Source organism: Flavobacterium sp. IMCC34518 (genome assembly GCF_027111095.2).
In the GTDB taxonomy this organism is placed as follows: Bacteria; Bacteroidota; Bacteroidia; order Flavobacteriales; family Flavobacteriaceae; genus Flavobacterium; species Flavobacterium praedii.
On the sequence record NZ_CP114284.2, the window covers coordinates 1,583,555 to 1,599,834 of the forward strand.

The 16,280-nt window shown below is 34.3% G+C and carries 15 protein-coding genes; 11 read left to right on the forward strand and 4 right to left on the reverse strand.

Features of this window, described 5'->3' with window-relative positions; genetic code table 11:
- Positions 1 to 266 precede the first annotated feature (266 nt).
- Positions 267 to 1,052, forward strand: a complete 786-nt coding sequence (locus tag OZP06_RS06965) for a glutamate dehydrogenase (protein ID WP_281238500.1) — start codon at positions 267 to 269, stop codon at positions 1,050 to 1,052.
- Positions 1,053 to 1,117: 65 nt separating this feature from the next.
- On the opposite strand, the gene OZP06_RS06970 is transcribed toward OZP06_RS06965, so the two are convergent.
- Both OZP06_RS06970 and OZP06_RS06975 read right to left on the reverse strand, forming a co-directional pair.
- The gene (locus OZP06_RS06970; protein ID WP_269224248.1) at positions 1,118 to 2,263 is read right to left on the reverse strand and encodes a cystathionine gamma-synthase; all 1,146 of its coding nucleotides are present in this window, start codon (positions 2,261 to 2,263) and stop codon (positions 1,118 to 1,120) included.
- Positions 2,264 to 2,325: 62 nt separating this feature from the next.
- Complete coding sequence (locus OZP06_RS06975; RefSeq protein WP_269224249.1) at positions 2,326 to 2,781, reverse strand: DinB family protein; 456 nt, start codon at positions 2,779 to 2,781, stop codon at positions 2,326 to 2,328.
- A gap of 74 nt (positions 2,782 to 2,855) precedes the next feature.
- Here OZP06_RS06975 and OZP06_RS06980 point away from each other — a divergent pair, with 74 nt between their 5' ends.
- The 7 genes from OZP06_RS06980 (at position 2,856) to nadD (ending at position 7,141) form a co-directional block, all read left to right on the forward strand.
- On the forward strand, positions 2,856 to 3,206 hold the full coding sequence (locus OZP06_RS06980; RefSeq protein ID WP_269224250.1) for an ArsC/Spx/MgsR family protein: 351 nt from the start codon (positions 2,856 to 2,858) through the stop codon (positions 3,204 to 3,206).
- A gap of 110 nt (positions 3,207 to 3,316) precedes the next feature.
- Positions 3,317 to 3,550, forward strand: a complete 234-nt coding sequence (locus OZP06_RS06985) for a hypothetical protein (protein ID WP_269224251.1) — start codon at positions 3,317 to 3,319, stop codon at positions 3,548 to 3,550.
- A complete protein-coding gene (locus tag OZP06_RS06990) occupies positions 3,540 to 3,872 on the forward strand; it encodes a hypothetical protein (protein WP_269224252.1) in 333 nt (110 codons plus the stop codon). Before OZP06_RS06985 ends, OZP06_RS06990 begins: the two co-directional genes overlap by 11 nt.
- Before the next feature lie 68 nt (positions 3,873 to 3,940).
- Positions 3,941 to 4,837, forward strand: a complete 897-nt coding sequence (locus OZP06_RS06995) for a DMT family transporter (RefSeq protein WP_281324409.1) — start codon at positions 3,941 to 3,943, stop codon at positions 4,835 to 4,837.
- 77 nt (positions 4,838 to 4,914) lie between these two features.
- Positions 4,915 to 5,775 carry a YicC/YloC family endoribonuclease gene (locus tag OZP06_RS07000; RefSeq protein ID WP_269224253.1) on the forward strand — a complete coding sequence of 287 codons (861 nt, stop codon included), beginning with the start codon at positions 4,915 to 4,917 and terminating at the stop codon, positions 5,773 to 5,775.
- A gap of 97 nt (positions 5,776 to 5,872) precedes the next feature.
- Positions 5,873 to 6,445 carry a guanylate kinase gene (gene gmk, locus OZP06_RS07005; protein WP_269224254.1) on the forward strand — a complete coding sequence of 191 codons (573 nt, stop codon included), beginning with the start codon at positions 5,873 to 5,875 and terminating at the stop codon, positions 6,443 to 6,445.
- Positions 6,446 to 6,529: 84 nt separating this feature from the next.
- Complete coding sequence (gene nadD / locus OZP06_RS07010; protein WP_269224255.1) at positions 6,530 to 7,141, forward strand: nicotinate (nicotinamide) nucleotide adenylyltransferase; 612 nt, start codon at positions 6,530 to 6,532, stop codon at positions 7,139 to 7,141.
- On the opposite strand, the gene OZP06_RS07015 is transcribed toward nadD, so the two are convergent.
- Positions 7,142 to 8,128, reverse strand: coding sequence for a LysR family transcriptional regulator (locus OZP06_RS07015; RefSeq protein WP_281324410.1), 987 nt, complete (start codon positions 8,126 to 8,128; stop codon positions 7,142 to 7,144). It lies immediately after the preceding gene.
- On the opposite strand from OZP06_RS07015, the gene OZP06_RS07020 reads away from it, so the two are divergent.
- From OZP06_RS07020 to OZP06_RS07030, 3 genes are all read left to right on the forward strand, one after another.
- Entirely contained in the window at positions 8,127 to 8,897 is a 771-nt protein-coding gene (locus tag OZP06_RS07020; protein ID WP_281238494.1) for a type 1 glutamine amidotransferase domain-containing protein, read from the forward strand. The two genes, OZP06_RS07015 and OZP06_RS07020, sit on opposite strands and share 2 nt — an antisense overlap.
- A gap of 96 nt (positions 8,898 to 8,993) precedes the next feature.
- On the forward strand, positions 8,994 to 10,157 hold the full coding sequence (locus OZP06_RS07025; RefSeq protein WP_269224258.1) for an iron-containing alcohol dehydrogenase: 1,164 nt from the start codon (positions 8,994 to 8,996) through the stop codon (positions 10,155 to 10,157).
- A gap of 301 nt (positions 10,158 to 10,458) precedes the next feature.
- Positions 10,459 to 11,454: an NAD(P)H-dependent glycerol-3-phosphate dehydrogenase gene (locus OZP06_RS07030; RefSeq protein ID WP_269224259.1), complete on the forward strand. Its 996-nt coding sequence runs from the start codon at positions 10,459 to 10,461 to the stop codon at positions 11,452 to 11,454.
- A 73-nt stretch (positions 11,455 to 11,527) separates the two neighbouring features.
- On the opposite strand, the gene OZP06_RS07035 is transcribed toward OZP06_RS07030, so the two are convergent.
- Complete coding sequence (locus OZP06_RS07035; RefSeq protein WP_269224260.1) at positions 11,528 to 16,159, reverse strand: FG-GAP-like repeat-containing protein; 4,632 nt, start codon at positions 16,157 to 16,159, stop codon at positions 11,528 to 11,530.
- Between the last annotated feature and the right edge of the window lie 121 nt (positions 16,160 to 16,280).

Genomic DNA, 16,280 nt, shown 5'->3' on the forward strand with positions numbered 1-16,280 from the left:
ATAAACGTTTCAAAAAACGCTTCCGTTAGTTTTGCAAAGATACATCTTCTTTAAATATTTTAACTTTTTTTTTGATCATTTACTACAAAATTATCTTTTTATTAATCATTTATAATAAATTCAATATATGGCCCATGTATTTTACGAAATCGATGTAGTTTTCGTAATGAATCGATAAAAACCTACTGTTTTTTAAATATTTGAGAATAATAATTTGAGTGCACATAGTTTTTATATCTTTGCGCCATTTTGAAAAATAACCTACTATGATCAAACACAAACTATTAGTAATCATTATCCTATTTGGATGTATCGTTCCAGCTTTCCCCCAATCTGGAATTGTACACGAAGTTGGAGTAATTACTGGCCGCGTCGAATTCCGGTCCGATTATGGGCAACGTGACAATACCCAAACCAATTTAAACAATATGGGCTTTGGTATTGCAATTGTCGATTATATGAACTTCTCGTACAACGACAATGAGAACATCTATTTTAAAGAACATTTCAAATTAAGATCCGAATTATCTTATAGCAAATCAAGTTTGAAGCACTATGGCGAATGGATCAAAAAAAATTCCATTGGATCCAAGCAGCTCGAAGCGATGAGAGGTACTACTCAATTGATTAATTTAGGTTTCCAACTGGAATATTTCCCTTTGCATATTCATGATTTTGAAAATACAATTGGAAGTTTCGCGCCTTATATAGGATTGGGAGCTCAAATGAGCTATTATACAGCGACTGCGACATCGACTATGGGAGAATTAGGAAATGCGACTACTACTCACCCTAAATATTTGGTTCCATCTGAAGGTCGTCCTCATGGCTTTTCTAATGAAAGTAAAGCCGTTCTTTCGGAAACTGTAAATATCGGAACACGATATAAATTAAATAGAATGTCGGATCTTGTACTTGATCTAAGAGTTCAATATTTCAATTCAGATTGGGTTGATGGTCTTAATCCAAATAAAGAATTGTATCTAGAAAATAAACAAAATGACTGGCTAACATTTGTTGGTGTGGGTTATATCTATTATTTAGAATACTAGACAAAATAGTTCAAAAAAAATCCCAATTTTATTCGTTTAATAAAATTGGGATTTTTTTTACACCTTTATTCTAATGCCTGAATCAAGTCGGCAATCAAATCATCAGCATCTTCGATACCAACACTCAATCGTACCAAATCGTCTGTGATTCCAATTGCTTTTCTTTTGTCCTCCGGAATTGATGCATGCGTCATTAGTGCTGGATGATTGGCCAAGGATTCAACTCCACCCAAAGATTCTGCTAGAGTGAATACTTTTAGTCTTTCTAGAAAATCAATTGCTTCTTCTTTTTTACCTGAAACAAATGTAAACGAAACCATTCCTCCAAAACCGCTCATTTGTTTTATCGCGATTTCATGATGTGGATGACTCGGCAATCCTGGGTAATAAACTGTTTTTATTTTGGAGTGATTACTCAAAAATTCAACCACTTTAGCGCCATTTTCACAGTGCCTTTGCACTCTTAAATGCAGGGTTTTTATACCTCTAAGTACCAAAAAACTATCCATTGGCCCCAAGGTCGCTCCCGTAGCAAATTGCTGAAAATGCAATTGGTCTCCCAAAGCTTCGTCTTTTACAATCAAAGCACCAGCAATTACATCTGAATGCCCTCCTAAATATTTAGTGGCCGAATGCATAACAATATCAGCTCCTAAGTCCAAAGGCTTTTGTAGATAAGGTGTTGCAAAAGTATTATCAACAGCAAAAAGGATATTATGCGCTTTGGTAATTTTGGCAATTTCTTGAATGTCGGCCAATTTCATTAAAGGGTTTGTTGGTGTTTCTACCCAAACCATTTTGGTTTTCTTAGTAATCAACTTCTTGAATTTATCCAAATCATTCATATCGACAAAATGAAATACAATTCCGCTATCTTTATAAATACGGGTAAACATTCTGTAGGTACCACCGTATAAATCATCCATAGCGATGATTTCGTCACCCGCTTTAAACGATCTTAAAATACAATCCGTAGCGGCCAATCCTGATGAAAAAGCCAATCCGCGTGTTCCGTTTTCGATACTCGCCAAAGCATTCTCAAGCGCTGTACGTGTAGGATTTGCGGCTCTACTGTATTCGTAATCTGGATTTAAAGGCTTTCCTGGACTTGTTTGTACAAAGGTCGAGGTTTGGTATACTGGAGGCATTACCGCTCCTGTACTTGGATCATGATGTTGTCCACCATGAATAACTTTGGTATTGAATTTCATTTGGATTTTTGTTTTTTAGTTAGTTCTTAGCTAACCTCTTTTTTATAAATTGACCTGCAAAGTTAAATAAACTTTCTGATGCTCATCATAATTCCAATATGCAAGCCTTCGTGAAAGTTATTAAATTCAATTGCTCCTTTTGTGCTTTTTAAAATATACCCCGTAGAAGTTGGATATTCTTGATAATTCACAAAAATTCCGTTTTTATAATCAACTTCTAATTGGTCTATTGTTTGAAATAACAATGCTTGGATTTGATTGGCTTCTTCTTGTGTCACATCGTGTTCCGGTTTGGTACCCTTACGATATTTTTCAACCATCTCATCAGACACCGCCATTGGCAAACCTGATAATTTATAAACTAATAATTGTTGCGTCACCACAATATGACCTAAATTCCAAATTAAATTATTACTGAATCCATCTGGAATTTTATTCAGTTGTTCTAATGTGTAATTTTCAAAATAAGAACTCAACATTTTTCTGCCTGTTCTGTTTACTTCAAATGTATCTTGCATGATTGTAATTTTTGCATAAAATTAAACATTTTAAGTGTCAAATGATTTCCTTTGCATTCAGAAAAAAGAAAAAAATGAATAAAATATACTATCTCGCTTCTTGTGACACCTGCCGCAAAATTATAAAATCACTACCAAAAGATCATGATTTGGTTTTTCATGACATCAAACAAAACCCTATTACTATTGAAGAACTAGAGGAAATGCATCGCCTTTCAGGGAGTTACGAAGCCTTGTTTAGTAAAAAAGCACAATTGTATAAATCGATGGATTTAAAAAACAAATCCCTTACCGAAGCCGATTACAAAAAATTCATACTAGAGCATTATACCTTCTTGAGTCGTCCAGTTTTTATCATTAATGAAAAAATATACATTGGCAATACACAACAAAATATACTTCAAGTAATGAAAGCCTTGGTGTAAAAAAGAAAGGATTACTCTGGGGTCAAAACAATATACAGTGACTTAACTCTAAATTACGACTGAACACTGAACACTTTTTTCTTTATCTTTACACTCTAAATTTCAATGTCATGAGTTTACAAATCATTCAAAACGAAAAAGGAAAAGCTGCGGGAGTTTTTATTCCTATAAAAGAATGGAAACAGATGAAAGCAAAGTATAAAGATCTGGAAACTTGGGATGAACCAGAACAAACCGAAGAAGAAATCCTAAACAACATCCGCCAAGCTGTTGAAGAAATGAAGTTGATAAAAGCTGGTAAACTAAAAGGAAAACCCGCAAGAGAGTTGCTAGATGAGCTATAAAATAATCGCTATCCCAACATTTGATAAAGAACTAAAATCATTGTCAAAAAAACATCGCTCAATTCCAAAAGACTATGAAAAACTTTTGGACGACTTGGAATCAAACCCCAAAAGGGGTGATGAAATTCTTCAAAATTGCTATAAAATCCGAATGGCAATTGCTTCCAAAGGGAAAGGTAAAAGTGGTGGTGCTAGAGTAATTTCTTATATTTATATTCAAGAAGAAACGGTTTATTTACTTTCTATTTACGACAAATCCGAGCACACTTCAATTTCTGATGCTGTTATTCGGGATTTGATAAAAAGTCTAGATTTAGATTAAAAGACCCAACCTCAACTCTTCTTCGAAATAGATGGAGATTTAAAATAATCAAAACCCCAAATTTAGTAATGTCTAAAAGAAATCTTGCCTTAATTGGCGCCACTATAGTTTCTATAATTTACGGCATCACTTTTACCATTGCCAAAGATGTAATGCCAAAATACATCGATGCCTACGGATTCATCCTTATGCGCGCTGGAGGTTCCATGCTTTTGTTTTGGTTGGTTTGGCTTTTTATGCCTAAAGAAAAAATTGCACTGAATGATTTTCCTCGAATAATTGCTGCTGCATTTTTTGGAGTTGCCTTTAATATGCTGACTTTTTTCAAAGGGTTAAGCTTAACCTCTCCTATTTCGGCCGCGGTCATTATGGTTTCGACACCAATGATTGTCTTGGTACTTTCAGCCATCATTATGAAAGAACGCCTAAAAAAAAGAATGGTATTGGGAATTATTCTCGGATTAATTGGAACGGCTTCACTCATTCTTTACGGAAAATCGATTGGCGACACTTCGCAATCTGGATTAGGAAATTTTTTGGTTTTGGTCAACGCCATATCATATGGATTCTACCTAATTATCGTCAAAAAATTAATGAATAAATACAGTGTTTTTACGTTTGTAAAATGGATTTATTTGTTTGGTTTTATAATGGTTTTGCCTTTTGGATGGAGTCAATTTTCAACTGTTGATTGGACTATTGTTCCAACAGCTATTTACTGGAAAATAGGTTTTGTGGTCGTAATTTCTACCTTCTTAACTTATTTGTTAAATTTACTTTCGATGAAAGAATTAAAACCAACCACAGTAGCCGTTTTCATTTACTTGCAACCCTTATTTGCCTCCATTTTTGCCATTAGTTTAGGTAAAGACACCTTGAGTTTAGTTAAGATCGGTTCCGCTCTATTGATCTTTTCGGGTGTTTATTTGGTAACCATGGAAAAGAGGTCGCAGTCACAATTTTGAACTGTTTTTGCAGACTGAAAACGGAGACTGAGACTGAGAAACTTTTTTCTTATCTTTGAACACTTTTAGAAAAACACATGATACAATCGATGACAGGCTTTGGTAAAGCCACTTTGCAATTACCATCCAAAAAAATTACAGTAGAAGTAAAATCTTTAAACAGTAAAGGTTTGGATTTAAATGTACGAATGCCTTCTCTATATCGCGAAATGGAATTGGGTTTACGCAACCAAATCGCACTGAAACTAGAAAGAGGTAAAGTAGATTTTTCTATTTTTATCGAAAGTACCGCAGAACAAACTTCGACCAAAGTTAATGTGCCTATCGTAAAAGCATACATCAATCAATTGAGAGAAGTATATGCCAATGCTGATGAAACCGAATTGATGAAAATGGCCGTGCGCATGCCCGACACCATGAAAATTGAACGCGAGGAAATCGACGAAAATGATTGGATTCAAATCCAAACCGTAATCGAAGAAGCGTTACAAAATATTTTGAATTTCCGTAAAGACGAAGGGCAATCTTTGGAAAACGAATTTCAATTGCGTATTGGGAATATTCGTCAATATATGAACGAGGCTTTGGCACTGGATCCTGAGCGTGTTCAAGCGATAAAAGACCGATTGCAAACTGCCATTACCGAATTGAAAGTCAATGTAGATGAAAACCGTTTTGAGCAAGAATTGATTTATTATCTAGAAAAACTGGACATCACCGAAGAGAAGGTACGTTTGACCAATCATTTGGATTATTTCCTGGAAACCATCAACGGAACCGAAGCCAATGGTAGAAAACTTGGTTTCATTACTCAAGAAATGGGTCGCGAAATCAACACTATGGGATCTAAATCGAATCACGCACAAATGCAAAAACTAGTGGTTCAGATGAAAGATGAATTGGAAAAAATTAAAGAACAAGTATTGAATGTACTATAAAGTCAACCTGCAAGGTTTTTTTTAATCCTTGTAGGTTTCCTATTTTAAAACCATACCTACAAGGTTCAAAAAAACCTTGCAAGAAAAGCATAAAGCAATGAAGAAAGGAAAATTAATCGTATTCTCGGCACCATCGGGATCAGGAAAAACAACTATAGTTAGACATTTATTAGGAAAAGAAGATTTAAATCTTGAATTTTCGATTTCGGCAGCTACACGTGAAGCCCGCGGCGAAGAAGTAAATGGCAAGGATTATTACTTTATGTCTTTGGAAGAGTTTAAAAAACACATCAAAGCCGAAGATTTTGTAGAATGGGAAGAAGTCTACAGAGATAATTTCTACGGTACATTAAAAAGCGAAGTAGAACGCATTTGGGCCAAAGGGAAAAACGTAATTTTTGATATTGACGTTGCCGGCGGATTGCGTATCAAACATAAATTTCCAGAGGAAACATTGGCTGTTTTTGTAAAGCCACCAAGTGTTGATGAACTCAAGAGAAGACTGAAAGAACGCTCCACCGAAAGCGAAGACAAAATCAATATGCGAATTGCTAAAGCTTCAGTAGAACTGGCTACAGCACCACAATTTGATGTAATAATCAAAAATTACGATTTGACAATTGCTCTGGAAGAGGCGTACCAATTGGTGAAGGATTTTGTAAACAAATAAATTTAAAAATTGAAAGATTTAAAAATTAAATTCACTTTTCGTAATTCTTAAATCTTTCAATTCTTAAATCTTTCAATTAAACTCATGAAAATCGGACTTTATTTCGGAACGTTTAATCCCATTCATGTTGGGCATCTTATCATTGCCAATCACATGGCCGAACATGCCGATTTGGATCAGGTCTGGATGGTGGTTACGCCACACAATCCACTGAAAAAGAAAAGCACTTTGCTCGATGATTATCACCGTTTACAAATGGTGTATTTGGCCACTGAGGATTTTCCTAAAATAAAACCTTCGGACATAGAGTTCAAATTATCACAACCCAACTATACCGTTCATACTTTAGCACATTTACAGGAAAAATATCCAGATCACCAGTTTTCCTTGATTATGGGAGAAGACAATTTAAAGTCATTACACAAATGGAAAAACTTTGAAGTGATTATGGCACACCATGATATTTATGTATATCCCCGGATTTCTTCCGAAGCTGACACAAGCCTTAAAGACGAGCTAGTGCATCAAAATTTGGATTTGAAAAACCATCCCAAAGTACACATGATAGATGCTCCTGTTGTGGAAATATCTTCGACTTTTATTCGAGAAAATGTTAAGAGAGGAAAAAATGTTCAGCCTCTTTTACCTCATAAAGTTTGGGAATATATTGATCATAATAATTTTTATAGAAAGTAGTTAGATTAAAACTGCTTTTAATTCAGTTTCAATATCCTGAAAAATAGCACTCAAATTATCATTTTTTCCCGACAATAAAAACATATCGGTAGTGGGCATTTCTTTGCTGTCCCAGATCAATTGCAATTTATTTTCTTGGATCAAATTTTTCGCATTGATATTCCAGGTAACTGCAACACCTGTGTTTTTGCTAAGGATTTCAAGCATTTCGTATTCGGATGGAATAATATAATTGGCTACTATCGAAGGTCTTTTTTTGGCAAAAACATGCAACCAAAATAATTTAATATGCGGAATTCCAGCATCATGACTGTACCATTTTTGATCGTTAAGCCAATTTTCAACGGAAACATAATCATTGATCTTACAATTTTGTTGGATGCTCGAAAGATCAATATTGTTTGAACCCACGATAATTTGTTTGATTTCACCCACCTTTTTTTGAAGCGTATCAAAAGTGTCAAATTTCTTGGTTACTATAGCAAAATCAAGTTTTTTGGAATTTACCAAATCAAACAATGCATCATTAGTATGGAATGTAAAATCGATAAAATCAAATTTGGCAATCAATGCGCTCCCAATACTGCTCATTAAATGTCTGGAAATACCGACCGACAATAAACGATTGGCATTGAAAGCTTTAGCTCGAAAACCATTTTCTACATTTTCCAGTCGATCTAAGGCATCAATGATTAAATTATTGAGTAACTTAGCATATTCTGTCGGTTCAACCCCCTTGGACTTTCGATTGAAAAGTTTGTAACCCACATGTGCCTCCAACATCACTATTTGCTGACTTACTGCTGGTTGACTGATAAATAATTCTTTGGCAGCCAAAGAAAAGTTTCCGTTTTTATACACCGATTTAAACGTTCGGTACCACTCTAGATTAACCATGATATAAATATATTTATCACAAACATAATTTAAATTATTTTTACTAATACCATATTCGCCATAAATTTGCAGTATCAAAAAATCAGTCATGAGGAAAATAACCGTATTAACAATTCTAGCATTAACCGTAAGTTGCTTTATAGCAACAGCACAAAAACAAAATAACAAAAAGATGAAAAAAGTATTATTTGTAGTTACGAGTCACGATCAATTGGGTAACACAGGAGAAAAAACAGGATTTTGGACAGAAGAATTGGCTGCTCCTTATTATGCATTACTTGATCAAGGAGTAGCAATAGACATAGCAACTCCAAAGGGAGGACAACCTCCAATTGACCCAAAAAGTGCTGATCCAGCATCGGCAACCGAAGACACCAAACGATTTGATGCTGACACCGTTTTATTGGAAAAACTAAAAAACACCAAAAAATTAGCAGACGTAAATCAAGCTGATTATGATGCGGTTTTTTACCCAGGAGGTCACGGTCCACTTTGGGATTTGGTTGAGAATGCAACTTCTATTGCTTTGATTTCAGATTTTTATACTCATAAAAAACCAGTTGCTTTTGTTTGTCATGCACCAGCAGCTTTGAAAAATGTAAAGGTAAATGGCCAATTTTTGGTGAAAGGAAAAAAAGTAACTGGATTCGCTAATACCGAAGAAGAAGCAGTTGGATTAACTAAAATTGTTCCATTCTTATTAGAAGATGCATTACAAACCAATGGCGCAACTTATAGTAAAGTAGCCGATTGGCATCCTTATGCAGTAGAAGATGGTTTACTAATTACGGGTCAAAATCCTGCTTCGTCAAAATTAGTGGCTGAAAAATTATTAGCTCAATTGAATTCAAAAAAATAATTAAAGTTGCTAAGATGCCAAGAAGCTAAGCTGCTAAGATTTAAAAAATTAGTTTCTTAGCTTCTCAGTAACTTAGTATCTCTTAAAAAAAACATCATGTTAAATTTCGAATTATACAATCCTACCAAATTGGTTTTTGGAAAAGGACAAATAGAAAAATTACCAACACTGATTCCTGCCAATGCAAAAATTCTTCTTGCTTATGGTGGAGGAAGTATTTTTAAAAACGGCATCCACGAGCAAGTTCGTAAAAGTCTGGAAGGATTTGAAATTGTTGAATTTGGAGGAATTGAAGCCAATCCACATTTTGAGACTTTGATGAAAGCCGTTGCAATCATCAGAGAACAAAAAATTGATTTTGTTCTTGCTGTTGGTGGCGGAAGCGTTATTGACGGTGTGAAGTTTATTTCGGCCGCTGTTCCTTTTGAAGGAGACCCAATTGATATTCTTAAAAAGAGAATTATTTTTAAAGAAGGATCAAATGTAATTCCGTTTGGTACCGTATTAACTTTGCCTGCAACGGGAAGTGAAATGAATTCGGGATCCGTGGTAACTATTGCTGCTACTCAAGAAAAATTAGATTTTGGAGGTGCGGCTTTATTTCCAAAGTTTTCAATTTGTGATCCAACGGTAATTGCTTCTTTACCAAAAAGACAATTGCAAAATGGAGTTGTAGATGCGTATACACACGTTCTCGAACAATATCTAACGTATGTACACGAAGGATATCTGCAAGATCGAATTGCGGAAAGTATTTTGCAAACCTTACTTCAAATAGGACCAGATGTAGTAGAAAAACCAACTGATTATGCTTTGGCTTCTAATTTTATGTGGAGTTGTACGATGGCATTGAACGGTTTGATACAAAAAGGAGTTCCAAGTGATTGGGCTACTCACATGATTGGTCATGAATTGACAGCACTTTACGGAATTGACCATGCCCGTACATTGGCTATTATAGGACCAAACTTATACAAAGTTATGTTTGAAACTAAAAAAGGAAAATTAGCACAATACGGAAAACGCGTATTCAATTTAACGGGTACTGAAGAAGAAATTGCTTTGGCTGCCATAGATAAAACTGTAGCTTTCTTTCATACAATGGGAATGAAAACCTTGTTATCTGAAAATGCAGAAAATATCGAAAAAACAGCTGATTTTATAGTGGACCGTTTTGAGAAAAGAGGCTGGAAAGCTCTAGGAGAAAAGCAAAATATTACTTTAGAAAAAGTGAAAGAAATTGTAACGATGAGTTATTAATTGCTACAATAAAATAATACATAAAAAAAAGGCGTTCACTTAACCAACAAGAACGCCTTTTTAAAATACTAAAACAAAACTAACTAACTCAATTTTCATATTTAAAATTCTAAACAATTTATTTATAATCACTTACAACGTAAGTATTGTATTTATATTGTGTAAAATCTAAAAAAAATATAAATATTTTAATTTTTTAATAAAATATTTATATAGCCCCCTAAATTCTAGGCTTCGCAAAAAAAATTAATTTGTATTATTGGTATATTTTTAAGTACTTTTGATTAAATTTAATAAAAAAATGGCCGATAATTTAAAATTTGCAGTAATTGGTGGTGGAAGCTGGGCAACTGCTATAGCTAAAATGTTGTGCGTAAATCTTCCTGAGATTGCATGGTATATGCGAAATGATGCTGCAATAGAACACATTAAAACACACAAACACAATCCAAATTATTTAAGTTCTGTTGAGTTTGACAACACAAAACTCAAACTTACCAATGATATAAACGAAGCGGTTGCATACGCAGATTATATTATTTTTGCTATTCCGTCTGCTTTCTTAGATGGTGAATTAGCAAAATTAACTGTTTCCCTAAAAGACAAAATAATTTTTTCTGCCATAAAAGGAATTGTTCCTGAAACCAGTTTGATTGTTGGTGAACACTTTCATTTTCAATATGACATTCCGTATTACAATATTGGTGTAATTACCGGTCCTTGTCACGCAGAAGAAGTTGCTTTGGAAAGACTATCTTACTTAACCATTGCTTGTGGCGATCCTGCAAAAGCTTCGATTGTTGCCAAAAATTTATCAGGTAATTATATCAAAGCAAAAATTACTGATGACATTATCGGAACCGAATATGCCGCAATGCTTAAAAACATTTACGCCATTGCCGCTGGTATTGCACATGGATTAGGTTATGGTGATAATTTTCAATCGGTTATCATGAGTAATGCAATTCGGGAGATGAAAAAATTCATCAAGAAAGTGCATAAAATGAAGCGAAATATCAATGATTCGGCTTATTTGGGCGATTTATTGGTTACGGGTTATTCTGTTTTTTCGAGAAATAGAATGTTTGGTAATATGATCGGAAAAGGATATACAGTAAAATCGGCACAAATGGAGATGAGCATGGTTGCCGAAGGATACTATGCCGTAAAAAGCGCCTATAAACTCAACCAAGGTTATGGAGCCAAAACACCAATAATCGATGCTGTTTATGCCATTTTATATGAAGGAAAAGAAGCCAAAGCGGTATTTAAAAAATTGACTGAGGAATTGGATTAACACCTATTTTAAAAAACATAAAAAGGCCCTATTTAAAATTTTTAAATAGGGCCTTTTGTCGTTTTGGGATACATCAAAAACGATCCTTGACAATCATTTTTTCAACATGACTTTGACCCTCAGAATCCATTATTTTTACAAAATAGAAACCGTGTAATTCCAAAGGCAAATCCATTCTAATCTCGGTCTCGTTTTCAAATTTCTTTTCTAAAACGGTGATTCCTTGCATTGTTATTATTGAAACTTTAGAAATTAATTTTGTTGTAAATTCATTTCCTTTTTCATGTCTTAGGCTTACAAATACAACATCATTGACTGGATTTGGATACATTTTGACTACTACCAAATCATTCTCAACCGTTTTGGATTGAATCGTATTGATAACTTTGTTTGTTGCCAATGCAGCATCTTGATCAAATTGAATACTTGCCGTATTTACAATCTTAGTCTCCGAATTCAATCCCGCTATTGGTTGCACAGAAAACGAAATATAACCTTGTCCTTCTGAACTGTTTTCTATTGAAGAAGGTAAATTGATGGCATCCCAAGTAAATTTCACTTCTCTGCCTACAATTTCAGTTTTTACATTTTGATGACTTGATGCCATCACTTTTAAGGAATTAATATCCAATTCGGCAGGCAATTCGTCTACTATAATCACTTTTTGAGCAGGGAAATTTCCAACATTCTCAAATCGAATGGTATAATTCAAAACTTGGTCTAGCAAAATATATCCTTCTTCTCCATATCCTTTTGGCGAAACCAAAATATCATTTGGATCAATAGCTCCATAAACCAAATAGGTTTGCTCTACAAGATTATTTAATGGCGTACAATCCGTGTCTGGCGACAGAATTTCTCCTTTAAATACAAATGTATTCCCAATTTGTACCGAAGCATCATTGCCATGAGAGAATGAAATTGTTTTGTTTTCGAACGCATTCAAATTACTTATTGACCATGAATATCTATTATAAGTAATCCCGTTTTCGACAAAGGATTGCTGTTGAGAATACGGTATCGATGGGTTTTGAATTGTAATTGCTGATGGTGCTACAAAATTCACTGTAAAATTTTGTGCAACATTTCTGGTTTGATTTGTAGCTACAATATTAAATTGTCCATTAGTATATCCTTTTCGTATCGCAGTTCCTCCCATACTCAATTTCAAATCTGAAGTGCTACAAACTGGAATCGCAGGAATTTCTAATACATCTGAAACATTGTAAGTTGTAAGATCGATTTCTTTTGCAGTTGCTGAAGCAGACAAGCCATTTTCTTCAAGTATACTTAAATTACATTTTTTATCCGTGCTAAAAAAGCTAAATAACCCATTGACATCTGAATAAACTTTACTATCCATTGGCATGATTTTTATACCAGCTCGAGTTATAATTGGTTCTTCTGCTTGTTTTTGTCCATCATTATTTGCATCAAAATAAACCAATCCATTTACTTTTTGCTGATACGGTTCCGTAATTTCAACTATTGAATTGATAGCTACATTTTTTACTATTTGTCTTATTCCGCTTGGCCATTTTACTTCAACTGAATCTATGACAGTTGTAGCTCCCAATCCAAAATGCTGGTTATAAGAACTCTGTCCTCCAAAACCGCTTTGACTGTTTATTTCTCTATATTGTATACCATTTGTAGTATGAGTACTAATTTTGGCTCCAATTGAAGATCCGTTACTAACTGTCGCTTTTAATTTGAATTCTACCCAATTATTGACATTTCCGTTGTTTACAAAAATGTGATTTTTTTGATTAGAATGTGTGGCAACGGCTAAATCTAAATCACCATCATGATCAAAATCACTCCAAGAATGGCCAAATGATAATCCAAAATTAAACGTAATCATTTCACTTTGATCTTCAGTGAAATTTCCTTTGCCGTCATTAAAATACAGATATTTTCGACTTTTATCATTGGTTACAAACAAATCCAAATCACCATCATTATCAATATCAGCAAAGCTACAACCGTGTGAGCTTCCTCCTTGATTTACAACCGAATTTGAAATTTTTTCAAAACTTCCTTTTCCGTTATTTTTATATAAAAAATTAGTAGTACTATTTGAGTTGGTTACAAACAAATCCAAATCACCGTCATTGTCTATATCACCCCAACAACTTCCTACAGATTTTCCGCCCTCGGCATTAATAACATTATTTGCTTTTGAAAATGTTCCGTTTCCATCATTATGAAATAAAGAATTATTTTTCCCAATTCCATTTGGAACAAATAAATCCATAAAACCATCTTGATCATAATCTGCCCATGTTGGTCCCAAAGAAGAATTAGCTTCTAGAGGAATTGCTTCGGTGGTGACTTTACTAAAGGTTCCATTGGAATTATTTTTATGCAATTCATTATATTTCGTTGGAAAATAATTGCACATAAACAAATCAACTTTGTTGTCATTATCATAATCTGCAAAAGTACCGCCATGATAATAAGAAACGTCTTTAGTAAATGATTTTGTGTTGTCTAAAACCAGAGTCCCTTTATCATTTCTATAAAAACTATTTGAAGTTCTTGTATTGTTCAATACCAATAAATCTGGATCGCCATCATTATCTGTATCTGCCCAAGTATTACTCATTGAAATTCCTGCTTCTGGCAACACTTGACCTGCTGTGAAACCTCCTTTTTTATTATTCATGAAAATGGAATTGGGAGCCGTTAAATCTGTATCGGTTACAAACAAATCGTCCCAACCATCAGAGTCGATATCTACCCAACTTACTGTCCATGAATTTGTTGCATTCAAATTAAACACAGCATCTTCAAAATGAGAAAAAATCAATTTTGAAGTGTTTTTTGTATTTACAGAAATAGAATTTGCAATAGTAGATTGTTGAATTTCATTATTTATTTTTCCTGTAATAACGGTTTCAATTGTTGCATTAATAGTTTGACTTAAAATCTCACCATTATTTGCCCCGACTGTAGCAACAACAGTAGTTTCAACTGAGTAAACAGCGTTAGGTTCTAAGGTTTTAAGGTCGTTAAATACTACTTTAGTTTTGTCGGTAAGTTCTTGAATTTCTCCAATTGTGCTTTGATTATTTGAATCAATTATTCTAGAATCAATCACTTTTAATCCATCTTGAACAATAACTTCAATTAATGGTTCTGTAACTTCTGAAGTCGTAGTAATGACAGAAACCGCTTTTGCCTTTTCAGTAGGAATCAAAGTATTGTCATTTATGGAACCCGTTTGGGTAAACGAATGACCAAGAGAACTTCCGGTATAGCACATCCAATTGTCGTTGAAATTACTATTCATTACAGAAATATCAGCATCACTGGTCACGGATAAATAGGGTTTATCCGGACCCGAATTGGTTCCTGTACCGTTATAAATTGCCTTCCATTCCGCTAAACTTATGGAGCAATCGGCATAACGTTCTGGAAGAATTGTGTAGGTTTTCTTGAACTTTTTCCCGTCGCTATTGGCATCTTTTATTGTTACCGTTGCACCATTTTTTGAAAACAAGTACAAATGCGAAAATTGACCTCCAAATTTTAAGCCTGTAAAAGGATCGACTGCATTTGCTTCGTTGCCTGGTGGCGGAATGTAGGCCAAGAAATTTTTTCCAGCCGAAGTTCCATTGTCTGAAGAAACCATAGTAGCCATATCGGAAGTTCCTGGAGAACCCGTTTCAAACCAATTCCCTTCAAAAACAGATACTTTTTTACCTGGACTGCAACTGATTCTAAAAACGGTATTGTATGAAACATTTCCATCTGTTTTTCCAACCCAGTCTCCTGCTTTTGATTTATTTAGGGTGAAACTTTTGACAGCAACCCAATTCCCATTGGAGTATCGATCCAATTTTATGGCATTCGAATCATCCCAACTTACAATTCGGATTTCTTGTTCACCTCCAGATTGATAAGGCACTCCAAAATACAGTAACTCACCAGAGGAACTACCATTAGAAGTTGGTACATAACCACCTCCGTCTCTTTCGTTTTGAAATAATGCACCGTATTGGACCGTAATGGGTTTATTCGAAGTAACAACATACGTTTCGCCGGATATCATAACATTCTTCCCTTCGGCGGAACTGTAAATAAGGTCTTGCCCTATGTTTAAATTCTTACTGAAAATTAGAATTGGATTTTCTGAGTTTACATCCGTAAATCCGGTATTGATTTTGGCTTGTGTAGAAATTTTATGAAACTGTACCTCTGTATTATCCTGATAAGCAAACACATTAATATCCCGATTTGAAGAACTAATCATTGGAGCATAAACTATGAATTTTTGCCCAATTGAACTTTTATCGACACTAGGAACCCAATCGTGTTGCCAATCGCTATTGGTACTTTGGGAAGCGTAGACTAATTTATTTGATTTAATAATAAAATAATCTCCATCCCATTTTAGAACTCCGCCAGAAGCATAACGGGCATCATCATTGATACCGTTGTCTTTGATGTACAGAATGTAACTTTGTCCAGCTTTCAATACACCCGTCTTACTATCATCGGTGTCACCATCAGCTCCATCATCAATAATTTCAAATTGGGTGTCATCATAAATAGCCGTGACTATTAGACAAACGTCCCTCTTTACAGCATCGTTGTTTGGAGAAAGATAAATTTGAAAATACGTAGACGGTTCGCCCGTAGCCAATATTTTACTTGTCGTCAAGAAGAGAAGTAAAAAATAAAATAAAGTTTTTTTCATGATATTTGATTTTACGAAAAATCAAAATCAATACTTGTGCCTAAATTACCATATATAGTGTTTTCAAGGACTGCCAACTTTTTTAAAACAAAAAACTTTCCATATTTTGGAAAGTTTTATT

Bases quoted from the DNA above. Each gene is read 5' to 3' on its own strand.
- OZP06_RS06965 (WP_281238500.1), top strand. From the start codon at position 267: ATGATCAAACACAAACTATTAGTAATCATTATCCTATTTGGATGTATC.
- OZP06_RS06970 (WP_269224248.1), bottom strand. From the start codon at position 2,263: ATGAAATTCAATACCAAAGTTATTCATGGTGGACAACATCATGATCCA.
- OZP06_RS06975 (WP_269224249.1), bottom strand. From the start codon at position 2,781: ATGCAAGATACATTTGAAGTAAACAGAACAGGCAGAAAAATGTTGAGT.
- OZP06_RS06980 (WP_269224250.1), top strand. From the start codon at position 2,856: ATGAATAAAATATACTATCTCGCTTCTTGTGACACCTGCCGCAAAATT.
- OZP06_RS06985 (WP_269224251.1), top strand. From the start codon at position 3,317: ATGAGTTTACAAATCATTCAAAACGAAAAAGGAAAAGCTGCGGGAGTT.
- OZP06_RS06990 (WP_269224252.1), top strand. From the start codon at position 3,540: ATGAGCTATAAAATAATCGCTATCCCAACATTTGATAAAGAACTAAAA.
- OZP06_RS06995 (WP_281324409.1), top strand. From the start codon at position 3,941: ATGTCTAAAAGAAATCTTGCCTTAATTGGCGCCACTATAGTTTCTATA.
- OZP06_RS07000 (WP_269224253.1), top strand. From the start codon at position 4,915: ATGATACAATCGATGACAGGCTTTGGTAAAGCCACTTTGCAATTACCA.
- gmk (WP_269224254.1), top strand. From the start codon at position 5,873: ATGAAGAAAGGAAAATTAATCGTATTCTCGGCACCATCGGGATCAGGA.
- nadD (WP_269224255.1), top strand. From the start codon at position 6,530: ATGAAAATCGGACTTTATTTCGGAACGTTTAATCCCATTCATGTTGGG.
- OZP06_RS07020 (WP_281238494.1), top strand. From the start codon at position 8,127: ATGAGGAAAATAACCGTATTAACAATTCTAGCATTAACCGTAAGTTGC.
- OZP06_RS07015 (WP_281324410.1), bottom strand. From the start codon at position 8,128: ATGACTGATTTTTTGATACTGCAAATTTATGGCGAATATGGTATTAGT.
- OZP06_RS07025 (WP_269224258.1), top strand. From the start codon at position 8,994: ATGTTAAATTTCGAATTATACAATCCTACCAAATTGGTTTTTGGAAAA.
- OZP06_RS07030 (WP_269224259.1), top strand. From the start codon at position 10,459: ATGGCCGATAATTTAAAATTTGCAGTAATTGGTGGTGGAAGCTGGGCA.
- OZP06_RS07035 (WP_269224260.1), bottom strand. From the start codon at position 16,159: ATGAAAAAAACTTTATTTTATTTTTTACTTCTCTTCTTGACGACAAGT.